The sequence below is a fragment of the Phycisphaeraceae bacterium genome (genome assembly GCA_020639155.1).
Classification (GTDB): Bacteria; Planctomycetota; Phycisphaerae; order Phycisphaerales; family UBA1924; genus JACKHF01.
This window is the reverse complement of the sequence record JACKHF010000002.1, coordinates 712,424-725,903: the sequence shown is the minus strand read 5'-3', so window position 1 is coordinate 725,903 and position 13,480 is coordinate 712,424. Positions and strand designations below refer to the sequence as shown.

The following is a 13,480-nucleotide window of genomic DNA, read 5'->3' as shown; positions in this document are numbered from 1 at the left end:
TGAAATAAAGACTGGTGATTGGAAAAATCAATGAGTTCAACAGTAACACAATCCTCAACTGCACGCGCGAACAGCAAGGTTGATCTGTCAACACCGATTATGCGAGTCGATAATCTTGCGGTCTCGTTTGATAATGGTGCCGGACCACGTATTCAGGCGGTTGATGGCGTCCGCATGAGCATCTTTCCGAGGCAGACACTCGCAGTGGTGGGAGAGTCTGGCTGCGGAAAGAGTGTGACCGCGATGAGTTCTCTCCAACTTGTGCCGCGTCCACCGGGCCGATTTGATCGTGGCAGGATTCTCTTCAAGCGCGAAGACAACCACGAGGTCGATCTGCTGACATTGAACGAACCCCAGATGCGGGAGATTCGTGGCAACGAGATCGCGATGATTTTTCAGGAGCCGATGACGAGCCTGAATCCGGTCTACACCGTTGGCGACCAGATCATGGAAGCGATCCTGCTTCATCAGCACGTTTCATACGATGAAGCAAAGGCGATTGCAATCGACGTGATGCGTGATGTGGGCATTCCGGAACCGGAAAAGCGTATCAAGGCGTATCCGCACCAGTTCTCCGGTGGAATGCGCCAGCGTGTCATGATCGCAATGGCGCTCTCGTGCAAGCCACGCCTGCTGCTCGCTGACGAGCCGACCACCGCGCTCGACGTCACAATTCAGGCGCAGATTCTCGAACTCATTGCCGAACTAAAACAATCGCGTGATCTCGCGGTGATGCTTATTACGCACGATCTTGGTGTTGTTGCGGAAAATGCGGATGTTGTGTGTGTGATGTACGCTGGGCGCGTTGTTGAGTACGCTCCCGTCTTTGAGTTGTTTGATAATCCGATGCACCCATACACGCACGGTCTCCTTGCGAGCATCCCGAAGCTTGGAGCTCGTCTGGATCGGCTTGAGACGATCGACGAGGTTGTGGGGGATGAGACGCAGTTCCATCGTTTGCCGGGCGCTGAGCAAGGCGTGCGCCCCTGGTGGCCGTGGCATCAGCCGCCCCAAGACCTCGCGCGGGCACCCGGGCCTGCAGGCGACTACGTGTTGCGCGAGGCGACGCCTGGTCACTGGGTTGGCGTGTGGCGCACGGAAGCAGTGAAAGACGATAAAAGCCCGGTACCAAACCTGTCCTTCCGCGCATCTGCCGATTCACGTGCCAGAATCTGATGCTCGCCGGAGTCAGTTGTGCAAACTATACTGCTCACCGATCGTGATATGGCGCTTCGAGAGCGTGCGCTCCTTCGTCGGCTGCAGATTGGACTTGCTGACGAAGGTGTTGACGTGATTCATGTTGCTCCTGCATCAGCGGTGGCCCGTGTGCCGCAGGGCATGTTCGCCCGATTGGTTCCATATGACGATCGCCCCTCGCTGTTCCGCTCGGTCAGCCAGGCGATGCTTGCAGAGCAGATCAGGCCGATGGTCCACGATGAAGCAAAGCTCATCGTGCATGTGTTTGGCCTTGAGTTGCTTCCTGTCGGTTTCTTTCTTGCTGAACACTTCAACTGCGCTATTGCGATAGAAGTCAACAGTGCTGCGTTCGTTCAGCGGGTTGCAGCATCGCACGCAACGGTGATGTCAACCGATTCAGTTGCACTATTGACACCAGATCCAGCGTTGCAGCGAAGACTCATTGCGCGGCTTGCATCATCTCGAAAGCCGGACATCGCATCGCGATGTGTGCCGTGGGGTGTCCTTTGCCCATCGGAGATCCATCCGATCTTTCAAGAGCAGCGGACGCCGACACTACTTGTTGGCGGTTCAGGTCAGCAGCGTCAAGCCTATGTTGCGTTGATTGAAGCGTGCGCTGCAGTCGCGGCAGACGGTGCTGATTTTCTGGTGCTGATCGACGCGGATGCAGCGGGGCACGCCTCGGTTGGTCCGGTGATCGCAAGGCTGGGGCTGACCGATCGAGTCAGCCAGGTCCCAAATATTGACGCAGACCGGCTTCCTGCATTGCAGGCTGATGCACTGATCGTGCCGGAAGCGGTCGGCGAGCATCGCTCGATCATGCTTGATGCGATGGCAAGCGGTGTGCTCGTACTTGCGCATGAAGATCCCCTTGTTGGCATGCTTCGTGACGGCCAAACATCGCTTTGTGTGCGCCATGATTCAACAAATGCGTGGCGCATCCTGCTTGCTGAGATCCTAGCGAATCCTGAGCGTGCGCGAGCAACTGCGCGAAGCGCTCGTGAGTATGTTGCACAGGAGCACAAAGCAAGCACACATACAGCAGGTGTTCTTGACACCTATGAGTGGCTGACATCGTCTGGCTCACTCAAGATGGATACAAGCGCGTAGTCAGTCAGGTCGGAGCAGTTCAGTCCTGTTGCGGGTGTGGCTGCTTGAGTTCGGTGCGTACCTGCCACAACTCTGGAAAATACTGGTGGTCGACGACGCCTCGAAGGAACTTCACGCCGCTGCTCCCGCCGGTGCCCTGCTTAAACCCGATGATCCGCTCGACAACCTTGACATGTCTGAACCGCCAGAGCGCTGCCTGCTCATCAACGTCGACCAGCTTTTCTGCCATCTCGTATGCATCCCAATGCGCGCGATAATGTTCGTAGATGTTTGTAAAGACCCGGACGATCTCGGGGGACGTGTTATGACGCAGGGTCACGTCGCGGTTGATGATATCATCGGGTACGTCGTGCCCACGACGACGAAGATATCTCAGAAACTCGTCGTAGATGCTTGGCTGGGTAAACGCGTGATTCACCTTTGGATAGACATGCGTGTCATGCTCGAACAGTTTCATCATGCGATGGTCCTTGTTGCCCAGCATGAAGTCGATCATTCGGTACTGATATGACTGGAAGCCACTGGCGTGTCCCAACACATGGCGGAACTCCAGATATTCGCTCGGTGTCATTGTCGTCAGCACCGTCCATTGATTAGTCAGTTGCAGCTGGATCTGTTTCACGCGAGCCAGAATCTTGAAGCAGGGCTCAAGCCGATCGTTGCGGATGTGCTCTATGGCTGCTGCTAACTCGTGGATAATCAGCTTCATCCAGAGTTCGCTTGTCTGGTGCTGGATAATGAAGAGCGTCTCATCATGATGCGTGGGGTTTGAGAGCGGGTTCTGTGCGCTGAGCACACGATCAAGCTGCAGATAGCCCCAGTAGGTCATCCTGTTCTCAAGATCTGTATGGATACTCGATTCGATCTCGCGTTGTGACATAGGCTGGTCTCCTGCAAATGCAGCACCAGCGTAGACAGTTCAACACGCACGCACAGTTGCCTTGTGAAGAATGAGATTTGTTCGCAGTCGTTTACTCGGGTGTCTGCTGGAGGTAAAAAGCCAGTTCAGGGGCTTGGGTTTCATTCTGCTCCGATACGTATTCAGTCGCAGTTGTGACCTTGATAGATGCATTGTGTGATCTCAGAAGATGCTCCCGTTGTGTAGCGCCGCATCCCGAGAGAATCGAGGCGAGTCCAATCCCGAGCAGGGCGGGCCAAAGGCATCGAATGCGGGATTGGCATGAGCGAACCGCAAAGGTCATACCTGTATTGGTGCATAGATCAGGCTCGAAAGCACGCCGAATGTGAGTGTGCTGGTGTGGGTTCCCGCTATATGAACCGGTTGTACCGATTACGCATGAACTTTGTTGACCTCTCAGGCAATGATTGACACGTGGGAGCGAACGCCTTTTTCGTGCGGTGTGGGCTAGGATTATCCTGCCAGACAGTGAACATCTCTCGACGAAGGATGCGATCCATGCCGAAACTCGCCTTTTCAACTCTTGCTTGCCCCGAATGGAAGATCGACCACGTGATACGTGCTGCTGTCGCATCCGGATATCAGGGTGTCGAACTTCGCACCGCTGGCTATGGCATGTCAGACATCATGTCCGATCCTGCCCAGTCTGCAACAGGCAAGGTGTTTGAAGCAGCGCAATCACGGGGCGTGACGATTGCTTCAATCGCAACCAATCTCACATTTGATCAGCCAATCAATCCGCCGGTGGTTGGGACTGTGATTGGCGATCAGGAGAAGACGGTTCGCCAGGCGAAGCGGATGATCGATCTTGCGTCATCGCTCGAGTGCCCACTTGTGCGTGTGTTTGGTTTCCATCGTTCCGGTGGTGAGTCGCTGGCGAAAACCACTAAGCGCATCTGCAATCGTCTTGCAAAGGTCGTAGATCACGCCGACAAAACGGGTGTGCGTGTCTCGATCGAGAACGGTGGCGACTACATCACCGCATCATCGCTGATGGACATCCTCGACACGATCCAGAGCCCGCTCCTCTGCGCCTCGTATTCCGCAGCGGTTGCGTTGCGGGGTGGCGAATCGCCGGATGCGGGTGTGACCATGCTCGGCAATAGGCTTGCAATGCTGAAAGTGCGCGAGGTTGATCACAACGCGCCTGTCATGCCGGATTTCTCGATGGGCCAGTGGAATGCCGCGATCACCGGACTGCCAGCAAATGCGTGGATTGTTGTTGAGCATGATTCCACGCACTTTGCAACGGATAAGGGCGCAGTTGAGCGTGTGCTGACAGATGCAGCAACGTCGATTCGTCGAGCGCTCCACGCGGGCAGCGCCATGTCGGCGTAACTTATGTCATCCAGCGAGCACACCACACAGCATGATCGCGAGCATCTGACGCAGCGTGTGCTCGAAATGTGTATTGACCACGGCTTTGCGCTCGCGGGTGTGAGTTCGCTTGAGCCGTCAGAGCACATCAATTTCTACAACAACTGGATCGATAGTGGCAAGCACGGCGCAATGTCATATCTTGCCCGAAACGTCGATCTGCGTCTGCATCCGGCATACATGATTGAGAACGCACGATGCGCTGTGGTTGTGGCGGATCTGTACGCAAACAGGCAGGAACCATCGCTGCCCTTGCATTCTGGTGCTGGCAGGGTTGCGCGGTACGCACAGGGACGGGACTACCACAAGGTTATCAGAAAGCGTTTGCATGCGATCTGCGATGTATTGCGAGAGGCGCATACAGGGCATGAGCATCGGGCGTTTGTGGACACCGCGCCGGTGCTGGAACGCGAACTGGCGCAGCGGGCGGGGCTCGGATGGATCGGCAAGCACACCCTGCTCATTCATCCGACACTGGGCAGCCGCTACTTTCTTGGTGGATTCTTCACCACACTCGACCTTGTACACACACCACAGCGAAAGCAGATTGTCGACCATTGCGGATCGTGCACACGATGTATCGACGCGTGCCCGACCGATGCCATCACGCCGTACGCGCTCGACGCGAGCAGATGCATCTCGTATCTGACAATCGAGCAGCGAAATGCAATCGATGGGAGTTTGCAGGCGCAGCTCAATGGCTGGTTGTTTGGATGCGATATCTGCATGGATGTGTGCCCGCACAACTCGCCGATGGGCTTGGGAAAATCGCAGATCGCGCCGAACGATGCGTACCAGTCAAGTCGCCAGTCATTTGATCCATTCGTTGTGCTCGCCTGGTCTGAGTCTGATCGAGTCAGTGCGCTTGCGGGAAGCTCGATGACGCGCGCAAGCCTTGGCATGCTCAAACGGAATGCGATGCTGATTCTCGCTACAGATCAGACGACAGATAGAGCGAAGTTTGTGAAGACATTACAACAACTCGCAGCGAGCGAGGATGAGCCCGAACTCACACGCCAGACAGCTCAACACTTGCTCTCACACGCTGGTTGATGCGGACTCATGCTGACCGATGATTCGGCTCATCACTGGCAGGAAGACGCGGCTTGCAATGACAATCGCAAGGCCCGGTGCGAGCAGCGATTCGTCACGCTGGACGAACCCGAAGAAATAAAACGGCGACGCACCTCCGACAGCAACAGCAAACATGATCATCCGTGCTCCGAGTGGGTGAGAGCCGGTTGCCTGCTTTCCAAACCCGCCCGCGGGGAGCGCGACAATCAGCATGTACGCCGGGAACACAAGCCCATAAAACCCGAGAAGAACGCGATACCCAACCTCGCCGAAGGAAAGATCTGCAAAGCCATGCGGATATCGGGATATCGCTGCGAGTGAGATCGCGACAACCACTGCAAATACCACCAGCCACGTCTGTGAGTGTGATGCTGTGAGCGCTCTGGGCGTTGCATCGGTTCGCGCAAGCTCGCGGGTGTGCGCACGAATCGTGAACCACGCCTGCAACCCGAAGTGTGTTGCGAAGAGTGTCGGTGCGATCAGCCCAAACCGCTTTGGATTACCCTCTGCTTGTGGCAGACTCACGACGCTCTCAAGCCAGCCTGAGTACATGAACGAGAACACCATCATCATCACAAAGAAGACGCAAAATCCAACGGTGAATGAGACCTTGGACGCGTGCGGGCCCTCGGACTGACGCACGCGATGGAATGTCAGATCGAGATACGGGCACAGTGCAAACCCAAAGACGCAAACGAGCGCAAGAATCCAGAAATCGGCTGGCATGGACGCGCCGTTAGGCCAAGTGGGTCTCGATGGTGCTGGATTGACGAGATAGATCAGCGCAAGGCAGATGGATGCAAGAAACACAATAAAGCCAGCACGACGCAGACAGGTCCCCTGACTCCACAGAAGAATGTGTACAGCGAGCACAACGAACGATGCAACCAGCAGAGATACCAGCGGGAGCATGGTCGACAGCCACGCGATCGCGAACACATGGAACAGGATGGTGATCCACGAGAACGCCCGACATGCAAGCTCATGGTTTGCAACGAATCGGAAGCTCTGGTCGTCCCGGCGCAGCACCCAGCCCATCGCAGCTGCCCCGATCGCATTGGGAATCAGAAAGATCAGATACCCGCCGATCCCACCATCGCGCAGCATCAATGTCGGGAGGATCATCCCGATGCACCATGTCCATGAGCATGCGAGGAACACTGCCCAGGCGATGCTGTCGGGGACGAGTTTGCGGGGTGTCGGCATTCCCATGACGCAGTGTAGTGATGGTCTGAATCACATCCGGATTTCATTCATCAGCAAGTCGGGCCAGCTCTGGCCAGTTGTTTCTCTGGATGCTTCAATACTGTGTATGGGACCTGATTGCTCACAGATGAGCCTGCGGTATCGTTGAAAAACGTCTTCTGGACAGCTCGATGGAGAAACTTCTGTCAGAGCAGTCAAGTCACACGTCCACATTTCCGATGGGCAGATCGTGGGTTACTTGTCACAAATTCGAGCCGGCCTGCACGAGGTAGGCCCCAAGGATGAAGCACCTGACGATCGTCGGATCACGGGTCGCCTGCACATTGGTGAGCTAGGCAGTTCGCTTGGCGAGGTGATCAACCTGTCCTGTGGTGGCATGTTGGTAGAGCGTCAGGGTAAATCGGGGATGAAACCCGGCAAGAAGCTCATGGTGACACTGGTCGGGCCCGTAGGGTTGGTACAGGTTCCAGCTGAGGTGGTACGCCTTGAGCGATCCGGATTTATGCGATGGCGGATCGCAGTGAAGTTTATAGATGTCGACGATGACCTTCGTCACAAGCTGGGCGAGGTGGCCCGTTCGTCACTCCGTCAGCACTGAGCCACAACGGGGAACGCGATGCACCGTCCACAGCAAGTGGGCGGTTTTTTCATGACGTATGCCGTCTCTCTCGGTGAAGACTTTGGGCTGATTGAGCCCGAGAAACTACCCCGTTTCACAGATCTATGACTTGGCTCTGATGCGGCCTCGGCATATCCTTGGGGCCCTTCTCCGGGCTGTGATCCGGAGGCCCGATGCCGCTCGGTATTGGCGCATTTCGATCATTCCACGCGAACTGCTGAGGAACATCACGATATGGCAGCGACCGGCACAATTACTCAGGTCATCGGGTCCACATTTGACGCGCAGTTTCCCGATGAGGCGCTGCCCGAGATCTACAACGCTATCACGGTCAAGGAAAACACAAGTGCAGGTGCTTTGAACCTGACAGGAGAGGTGCAGCAGCACCTTGGTGGTGGTGTGGTGCGTGCGGTTGCGCTCGGATCGACCGACGGCCTTGTTCGTGGCATGAAGGTGAGCGATTCCGGCTCACCCGTGTCCGTCCCTGTCGGTGAGAAGGTGCTTGGTCGCGTGTTCAATCTGCTCGGTGAGCCAATCGATAACATGCCACAGGTCACCGATGCACGTCGCATGCCCATCCACCGTGCTCCTCCCGAGTTCACAAACCTCAACCCGAACACCGAAATCCTTGAGACAGGTATCAAGGTCATCGACATGCTCTGCCCGTTCGTTCGAGGCGGCAAGATCGGTCTGTTCGGTGGTGCGGGTGTTGGCAAGACCGTTATCATCCAGGAGATGATCGCACGCGTGGCCCGTGAGTTCGGTGGTTACTCTGTGTTCTGTGGCGTTGGCGAACGCACCCGCGAAGGAAACGACCTCTGGCGTGAAATGAAAGAAGCCGAGTTCACAGATGAAAACGGCAATCAGGCACACGTTCTCGATAAGGTCGCCATGGTGTTCGGTCAGATGAATGAACCGCCCGGAGCCCGTCTCCGTGTCGCTCTGTCTGGCCTGACCATGGCCGAAGACTTCCGCGATACATCCGGCAAGGAAACCATGATGTTCGTGGACAACGTGTTCCGCTTCACGCAGGCGGGTTCCGAGGTGTCCGCGCTGCTCGGCCGTATGCCGTCAGCCGTGGGCTACCAGCCAACGCTCTCGACGGAAATGGGTCAGCTCCAGGAACGCATCACATCAACCGACAAGGGTGCTGTGACCTCCGTCCAGGCGATTTACGTCCCTGCTGACGACCTGACCGACCCGGCTCCCGCGACAGCATTTGCTCACTTGGACGCGTTCGTCACGCTCTCACGAAGCATTGCAGAAAAGGGCATCTACCCTGCGGTGGATCCGCTTGCGTCAACCTCGCGAATCCTCGATCCCGGCATTATCGGCGAACGCCACTACGCGATCGCGTCACGGGTGCAGAAGATCATCCAGCGTTACAAGGATCTACAGGACATCATTGCGATCCTCGGTGTTGACGAACTCTCTGAAAATGACAAGCAGATCGTGGGCCGTGCCCGTCGTATCGAACGCTTCCTGTCGCAGCCATTCTACGTGGCGGAAGTATTCACCGGATTCCCGGGTGTGAACTCAAGTCTTGACGAGACAATCGACTCGTTCGAGCGACTCTGCGATGGTGAAGGCGACGATCTTCCCGAGTCCGCGTTTATGTACGTCGGCACACTCGACGACGCACGCGCCAAGGCAGAGAAGATGGCCAAGGGCTGATTGAGCTGTAGTTTGATATTCTTTACAAAGCCCGCACACCTCTGTGCGGGTTTTTCATTTACTTTATCCAACACTAACAACTTCTGACAGTTGTCAGTGGTCAGACCCGTAAAAGTGATTTACAGTTCGGCACACTTCGGTTTCGTGATGTGAAGAGCGTTCCTCGTGCATGTTCTGGAGAGATCAATGACCACTGCTGCGCCCGTGAATACAAAGACCGCCCCGCATCGTGAACTCGAGTTTGGCTCGATTGCCGATATCGCGGAAGAACTCGGCCGTATCGAAGCTGCGCACGCAGCCGGAACCTTATCGCATACGGGCAATTGGACTGCGGGACAAATTATGGACCATTGTGCAAAGCTGTTCGTCGCAGCGCTAGATGGCGGTGAAAAGGCGTTCCCGGCACCCATGATCTGGCTCATCCGAGCAGCGTTTTTCAAGTCTGCGATGGGACCCAAGCCCATGCCAAGAGGATTCAAGGCACCCAAAAGTTTCCAGCCAGCACCTGAAGTTGATTTTTCAACAGGCCTACAGCACCTTCGCTCCCGGGTGAACCGGGTTCTACATGGTGAGAAGATGACTCATCCAAGTGCGATCTTTGGAAAGATGACCCATGACCAGTGGGAGATGATCCAGCGCAAGCATTGTGCAATGCATCTTGGGTTTCTAAAGTATGACTGAAAATGGATCCGGATCCCTATCTGCAACCAGAACAGAGTCTACTGCGATCTCGTTTATTATGGGACATTTACTTCGTAAGATTGACGAAACTTTCGTACTTCAAGCCAAATCCAGTTGACATTGATCTTTTGGTATGTTCTAATACCAGCGGTAGTTGAAAGACTCCCGAGGAGGAGATTGAGAGACTGCGCCGATGCGTTCGCACGGTTTGCAACACTCCCATCTCTCATCTTGTTCGTGACTGACGCAAGTGGTCAGTTGTGCTTTGCGCTCAATCGGTTATGCGATTGTGCTCAGTTGGTACTGCGGTGCGTAGCTGCAGTCTGCTCGTGGGCAGCATGTTTCGCTCACACAACTGGATCTCGTCGATTCAGCGTCGATTTGTGTACACAAGACGAGGAGAGAAGATATGAAGAAGGCAATGGCAGTTGTTGCGATCGCTGGTCTCGCGACCGTCGCATCCGCAGACGAAGTGTTCAACATCGGTTCAATCAGCCTGGTTGGCCCTCTGGCTTCCCAGACATTCAACTTCACCTCAACATCTGCAGGCCTCACAGGCTTTGCATTCCAGGGTGACTTCCTCGATCCCACCAACGGCGCAGCATACGCATCAGACCTCAGGATGCTGCTCACAGCTCCCTCAGGCGAGATCTACGATATCGGTGGTTTCAGCAACGTGACCAACGATTGGGACTTCCAGGGTTCCGGCTCCAATCCTCCAGGGTTCTATAGCCACGCTGCACAGGACTTCGCAGTTCTGACCGGCCCCGGCGCACCAGCGAACACCGTTGGCACATGGACCATCGAACTGATCCAGGATTGGAACTCCACCAGCGTCAACGCACGTCAGGACTGGGACAACATGGTTGTCACACTCGTTCCTGCACCGGGCAGCCTCGCGCTCCTCGGCATGGGCGGCCTCGTCGCTGCACGTCGTCGTCGTGGCTAATCACCACTGAGAGTATGCCCCATTGGCATACTTGAATCAGACAAGACAGCCGATCTCGATCGCTTGGTCGAGATCGTTTTTTTTGCATACTCATACTCGTGCCTTATTGACCAGCGAGAAATGCTTCTGCAAGTGCGGCTAGATCGTCTTCCGCTTCAGCAGCGGTCGCCTCAATGATTTCGCGTTTATCGCCAATGCCGGTTATTTTGACGCCGAAGTTTTCACCAATCTTTACAGCTGTCCCAGTCCCAACTTTCTTGTTGTTAATCAGGACACTGAGCTCTGTTTCTGCCTCGATTGGAAGTTCAATGATGGCGCCGGGCGCTAGATTCAGGATTTCATCCAGGCGCATGGCCCGCTCACCAACCCGCACAATCAGCGGGACCTCAAGCCTGAGAATATCCTGTGTCCGCACAGCCATACAGATGAGTTCGGCTTGTTTCGATTGGATGTTTTGTGTTGTTTGAAACTCATGGTCGGATTGATGTGTGTGGTACCAATGAGGGCAATAAAGTTATAGGGCCTAGTATGCGTGTTCGGAACAAATCACACTGAAGCACGTCGGATATGACACAGCCTGATGATCTCAGAACAATGCATCTGATACAGATGTTCTGAGGTAGGATGCACAATGTGCTTCTGATGAGATGTTCGTCAGGGGCTTCAATCTCGCGTCATGAACAGATCACAGAGGCTTTGTTTCCGGAGAACCTTCGAATGCGACAACACATCAATCGTTGCCTGATTCACAAGGTTTCATCTGCTCGATCTGCTGTCATGATAATGCTGTTGAGCGCCACAGTCGTGAACGCGCAAAGCTCGATGGGCTTTGATCCAAGCGACGCGTATGTGCCGGGCTTTGGGAGTCCCGCTCACTATACAGATGCCGAACTTCAGCAGAGGATGCAGGCCCATCGTGTGCGCGGAAAGGAACTCCAGCAGGAACTTCGAATCATTCGATCAAAGTACTTCAGAAATGTTCGAAATGTACAGATCAGACAGGCGGGTATTGATAAGCTGAAAACATACGTTGATCCGGCGAGCTTCGACGCGATGTTGGAAGTGTTTCAGAGTGATGGCGATGATGTGCGTACCGCGATCGTTGATCATCTTGCCGACCTAAAAACAGATGAAGCGCTTGCAACACTTGCCTGGACTGCTGTGTTTGATGAGAACGAGGACATTGCAAAGCTTGCGTTTGATAAGCTGAACGCTGTAACTACAAAGCTTGAGAGGATTCCATATTCTGTCCAGACAGTTATTGCGCAGGGTTTGGGCTCGGAGAAATCTGCTGCGCAGGGAGTTGCAGCGAAGATGGCTGCGGACATGTCGCTCTATGAGGCTATCCCAATGATGATCAACGCGCAGGTGAATCCTGGCAATACCGGAGGCGGTGGTGGAGGTGGAACCGGGACAGGTGCACTTGCACAGATCCTGATTGGAACGCAGGTTGCGTATGTTTCTGATCTTGAGCCGGTTGTTGGAGATAGCGCAGTTGGGTTTGATCCCGAGTTGAGTGTTGCAACCGAGGGTGTGTACCTGCGCGTGTCGGGAGTCGCAGTCTCATTTTACAATGTTGATGTCCACAACGCGCTGCGTCGAATCACAAGTGCAGGGTGGGGTGCTGATTCGACACGCCAGCTTGGCTGGAACATTCCGGCATGGCACGAGTGGAAGGAACGCGAGTACGATCCTCGAGTTACAGAACTGGTGCAGAGCGAGCACGAACGACGTGCAGCAATAACATCTCCAACGAACCCGACAGATGCGACAGGTCGAAACAGCGATGCAGTCATTGTGCCTAATGTCCTGCCGCACGACCTTGATGTTCCGGTTGCACCCGCTCAGTCAGGACCGGGCGGCGGGTGAGATGCTCTGGCTTTGAGTCGACACAGATTGTTTCAACGCGATGACTGAAGCCATCGCGTTTTCCTTTGTGTGTGTCAGCGAAACAAGCCATTCTTGGATTCCGAGATCATCCGCGGTCTGCTTCGCTTTGCCGTGCAGTTTGATAACTGGTGCGCCAGATGCCAGTGACACGACTTCGATGTCTGTCCATGCGATGCCGTTGCGCCAGCCGGTTCCCAGCGCTTTCATCACGGCCTCTTTCGCTGCGAATCGAGCAGCAAGATGCTCATTGCATCGTTTGCTCTTTCGTGAGTATTCCTGCTCGTGATCGGTGAATACGCGATGCAGAAAGTGATCATTGTGGCGATCGATCATTCCAGCAATGCGCGATACTTCAATCAGATCAATGCCGTGGGAAACTATGCGGTGATGCAATAGTGCACTTTGAGGTTGATTTCGCTCTCGTCCACATTCCGGGCAGTTTGTGCCACGAACCTCGGCAAGTGAATATCCGCACATGCAGAGGATTCCATTGTAGATATCCAGTTCGGTTTCGATTGCACGAGTGTATTGTCTCCGATAGAGTCTTCTGCCGTTGAGTATCGCACCGGCCAGAACAATGGCGGCGACGTAACAGCCGAGGATGAATCCTGTATTGCCGGGGAGTATCCAGACGCAGAGCATGAATACCGCCATGCTCGCGGGGAGGCAGAGGAGGTAATGCAGGAAGACAAGTCGTCCGAGTGGTGTCTTGAATACACGATCAACAGCGCGCGTACGTAACCGCTCTACTGTAATGCTGTCAGAGATGTTGTTGTCGTGAAGC

General features: G+C 54.9%; 13 protein-coding genes. 9 read left to right on the top strand and 4 right to left on the bottom strand.

Going from position 1 to position 13,480, the window contains the following annotated elements; all coding sequences use genetic code 11:
- Positions 1 to 99: 99 nt before the first annotated feature.
- Positions 100 to 1,176, top strand: a complete 1,077-nt coding sequence (locus H6815_13685; GenBank protein ID MCB9861491.1) for an ABC transporter ATP-binding protein — start codon at positions 100 to 102, stop codon at positions 1,174 to 1,176.
- An 18-nt stretch (positions 1,177 to 1,194) separates the two neighbouring features.
- Positions 1,195 to 2,307 (top strand): glycosyltransferase, encoded by a 1,113-nt coding sequence (locus tag H6815_13680; GenBank protein MCB9861490.1) that lies wholly within the window; start codon positions 1,195 to 1,197, stop codon positions 2,305 to 2,307.
- 19 nt (positions 2,308 to 2,326) lie between these two features.
- Here the strand turns inward: H6815_13680 and H6815_13675 are convergent, their stop codons facing one another.
- Positions 2,327 to 3,187 (bottom strand): tryptophan 2,3-dioxygenase, encoded by an 861-nt coding sequence (locus tag H6815_13675; protein ID MCB9861489.1) that lies wholly within the window; start codon positions 3,185 to 3,187, stop codon positions 2,327 to 2,329.
- Between the two features lie 537 nt (positions 3,188 to 3,724).
- On the opposite strand from H6815_13675, the gene H6815_13670 reads away from it, so the two are divergent.
- Both H6815_13670 and queG read left to right on the top strand, forming a co-directional pair.
- Positions 3,725 to 4,564: a sugar phosphate isomerase/epimerase gene (locus H6815_13670; GenBank protein MCB9861488.1), complete on the top strand. Its 840-nt coding sequence runs from the start codon at positions 3,725 to 3,727 to the stop codon at positions 4,562 to 4,564.
- A gap of 3 nt (positions 4,565 to 4,567) precedes the next feature.
- Positions 4,568 to 5,656, top strand: coding sequence for a tRNA epoxyqueuosine(34) reductase QueG (gene queG, locus H6815_13665; GenBank protein ID MCB9861487.1), 1,089 nt, complete (start codon positions 4,568 to 4,570; stop codon positions 5,654 to 5,656).
- Here queG and H6815_13660 read toward each other — a convergent pair.
- Positions 5,642 to 6,889, bottom strand: coding sequence for a hypothetical protein (locus H6815_13660; protein ID MCB9861486.1), 1,248 nt, complete (start codon positions 6,887 to 6,889; stop codon positions 5,642 to 5,644). The genes queG and H6815_13660 overlap by 15 nt on opposite strands.
- A 223-nt stretch (positions 6,890 to 7,112) precedes the next feature.
- On the opposite strand from H6815_13660, the gene H6815_13655 reads away from it, so the two are divergent.
- From H6815_13655 to H6815_13640, 4 genes are all read left to right on the top strand, one after another.
- Positions 7,113 to 7,481, top strand: a complete 369-nt coding sequence (locus H6815_13655) for a PilZ domain-containing protein (GenBank protein ID MCB9861485.1) — start codon at positions 7,113 to 7,115, stop codon at positions 7,479 to 7,481.
- Positions 7,482 to 7,736: 255 nt separating this feature from the next.
- Positions 7,737 to 9,176, top strand: a complete 1,440-nt coding sequence (atpD, locus tag H6815_13650; protein ID MCB9861484.1) for a F0F1 ATP synthase subunit beta — start codon at positions 7,737 to 7,739, stop codon at positions 9,174 to 9,176.
- A gap of 186 nt (positions 9,177 to 9,362) precedes the next feature.
- A complete protein-coding gene (locus H6815_13645; GenBank protein MCB9861483.1) occupies positions 9,363 to 9,857 on the top strand; it encodes a DUF1569 domain-containing protein in 495 nt (164 codons plus the stop codon).
- 409 nt (positions 9,858 to 10,266) lie between these two features.
- Positions 10,267 to 10,806, top strand: a complete 540-nt coding sequence (locus H6815_13640; protein ID MCB9861482.1) for a PEP-CTERM sorting domain-containing protein — start codon at positions 10,267 to 10,269, stop codon at positions 10,804 to 10,806.
- 103 nt (positions 10,807 to 10,909) lie between these two features.
- Here H6815_13640 and H6815_13635 read toward each other — a convergent pair whose 3' ends face one another.
- The gene (locus H6815_13635; protein MCB9861481.1) at positions 10,910 to 11,227 is read right to left on the bottom strand and encodes a FliM/FliN family flagellar motor switch protein; all 318 of its coding nucleotides are present in this window, start codon (positions 11,225 to 11,227) and stop codon (positions 10,910 to 10,912) included.
- Positions 11,228 to 11,595: 368 nt separating this feature from the next.
- Here H6815_13635 and H6815_13630 point away from each other — a divergent pair, with 368 nt between their 5' ends.
- Complete coding sequence (locus H6815_13630; GenBank protein ID MCB9861480.1) at positions 11,596 to 12,675, top strand: HEAT repeat domain-containing protein; 1,080 nt, start codon at positions 11,596 to 11,598, stop codon at positions 12,673 to 12,675.
- On the opposite strand, the gene acpS is transcribed toward H6815_13630, so the two are convergent.
- Complete coding sequence (gene acpS, locus H6815_13625) at positions 12,655 to 13,173, bottom strand: holo-ACP synthase (protein ID MCB9861479.1); 519 nt, start codon at positions 13,171 to 13,173, stop codon at positions 12,655 to 12,657. The genes H6815_13630 and acpS overlap by 21 nt on opposite strands.
- Between the last annotated feature and the right edge of the window lie 307 nt (positions 13,174 to 13,480).